General features: G+C 61.0%; 3 protein-coding genes. 1 reads left to right on the plus strand and 2 read right to left on the minus strand.

Going from position 1 to position 1929, the window contains the following annotated elements:
* Nucleotides 1–294 precede the first annotated feature (294 nt).
* Nucleotides 295–531: a hypothetical protein gene (locus AB0B25_RS32090; protein WP_357187591.1), complete on the plus strand. Its 237-nt coding sequence runs from the start codon at nucleotides 295–297 to the stop codon at nucleotides 529–531.
* Between the two features lie 296 nt (nucleotides 532–827).
* Here the strand turns inward: AB0B25_RS32090 and AB0B25_RS32095 are convergent, their stop codons facing one another.
* Both AB0B25_RS32095 and AB0B25_RS32100 read right to left on the minus strand, forming a co-directional pair.
* Entirely contained in the window at nucleotides 828–1172 is a 345-nt protein-coding gene (locus AB0B25_RS32095; protein WP_357187594.1) for a hypothetical protein, read from the minus strand.
* 495 nt (nucleotides 1173–1667) lie between these two features.
* On the minus strand, nucleotides 1668–1929 hold a 262-nt coding region (locus tag AB0B25_RS32100), incomplete at its 5' end, for a hypothetical protein (RefSeq protein WP_357187597.1).

Consider the following 1929-nt stretch of genomic DNA (forward strand, 5'->3'; position numbering starts at 1 on the left):
AAGACGTATCGACAACTCATCGACCACGAGTCGAACATCATCCAGCACGACCGATTCCGGCACAACACGAACGAACCACAACCACGCAAGACACGCTAAGTGAAAGAAACCATTTATATAAGAATTTCCAGGCACAGCGCGCCTGGATGAAGGACCACCGCAAGCACGGGCAGATCTCGCAGGGGTGAGCCGGCAACTCCCTCGTCATCAACACTGCCCGATCCCCGATGAGACCACCGGTCGTTGAGTCCGGGTTGTTGTACGGGCGCGTGGCGCAGGCCCGCGTCGAGGGCCGTGGGCGCGTCCCGCCTCGGCTGCCACACGCTGTGCGATGGCGTCATCGCGGGCGGCGATGACGCTGTCGGTCTTGGCCTTAGTGAACCGCCCCTGGACCTCGGCATCGACGACGAGATCGACGAGCGGATCACCCGCATGGCCACCCGACGCGACCAACTGCTCGAACAAGCCCTCCATGGCAAGGGCCTGACCGCGATGGAACGGGCGCAGTTCGTATCCAGACCTGCCCGGTAGTGGTTGGTGTAGGACGTGCGCAGGGTGGCCTTCACCGTGCGCTGATACGTCGGCCCCGACGACTTGAACTCGGCCACCAGGTCCCGCAGCACCGTCTGCGACGCCACCGGGAACACCGTGTCGCGCAACAGCTTGTCCCCAGCCGCGCCGGTCGCTTCGGCGACCCGGAACAGCAGGTAGCTCCTGCACCCTCACTACCGCACGTTCTGGTGTCCTTCTCTCATCCGGCTTCTTCTGCGGGTGGTAGCCGTCCGGATGAGCATGGTTGGCTTCGTGCGCGAGAATCCTTGCCGTCTTCAGCGTGTCCCCTTGATGCGCACCGTCGATATTGATGACAGGAGGATCGGATCTGGTCCGATTTCCGCTTCCTTTTTCACCGTAGCGAATTTCCCATTTGTCGCCCTGAGATCGAGAATTCTCTGCGCCAATGTGTGGTACGGGGTTTGTGGAGTATTTGTATTCTTCATTCTGCGGGCACTCGGTGAACTTGTGCTGCGCTGCTTGACCGAAAGCTTGGGTTGACGGCCCCGGAGGCGGCCTTGGCGCGCGCGATGACCATGCCCTCGCAGGTGCGCATTCGCAGCAGGTCGAACTTCGACCTCGGCGAAGGTAGCCAGGATGTTGAAGAACATCTTGCCCATCGGGTCGTGTGGTCGTAGACCTGCTGGCCGAGGGGACAGTTTGATATCGCGTGCGGCCAGTCGTCACCGATCGCGCGTGCGTCAGAAACGGATCGGGCGAGCCGGTCGAGTTTCGGCACGACGAGGCCCTGAGCTACGGTCCGTGGCCAGAAGTGCAAAGTAGCCTGCATCAGTGCGCATCGGCCGTGAGACATGTCCGGTCGGTCGAGGTCGAGGTGACGGTCAATGGGTGAACTCGAATGCGCCGGACACTTACGGATAGGGCATGGGCGGCCCGACGGAGTCGGGCGGGCGGGGTGGCGGGCATCCAAGGGTTGCCCAGGTGAGCAAGTCTCATGATGAGCAGAGTTGGTATCCGGTCTCGCAGGTTGGATGATTACCGATCACGTTTGGGAAGGTGTGTGTCACCCGTGCGTTCTCAGCCGTTTCGACCGTGAGACTTCCAATCGATATCACTTTAAAAGTCGCTGAAAACTATCACCACTGCACGCATTTCTACTTGGATGAATCCGGCGACAGTCCTGGGAATATGCGGCGTTTCTCATTGTGGTCGACGGATTCCTCAAGAGCGACGTCCGCGAGGCGGCTAGCGATACAGTCCTTGGCGCCGAGGATGCCGCCGACAGCGAATGTGATCGCACACAGTATCGATATTCCTGGCGGTGTGATTGCCCGTAAGGGGCGCGAACCGGTGTTCGCCACTGCAGTTTGGCTGCTGGGCTGGGCGGCCAGCCACAGCATGCCGGTCAGTGTCGTG

It is taken from the genome of Nocardia sp. NPDC049190 (assembly GCF_040648115.1).
Taxonomy (GTDB): Bacteria; Actinomycetota; Actinomycetes; order Mycobacteriales; family Mycobacteriaceae; genus Nocardia.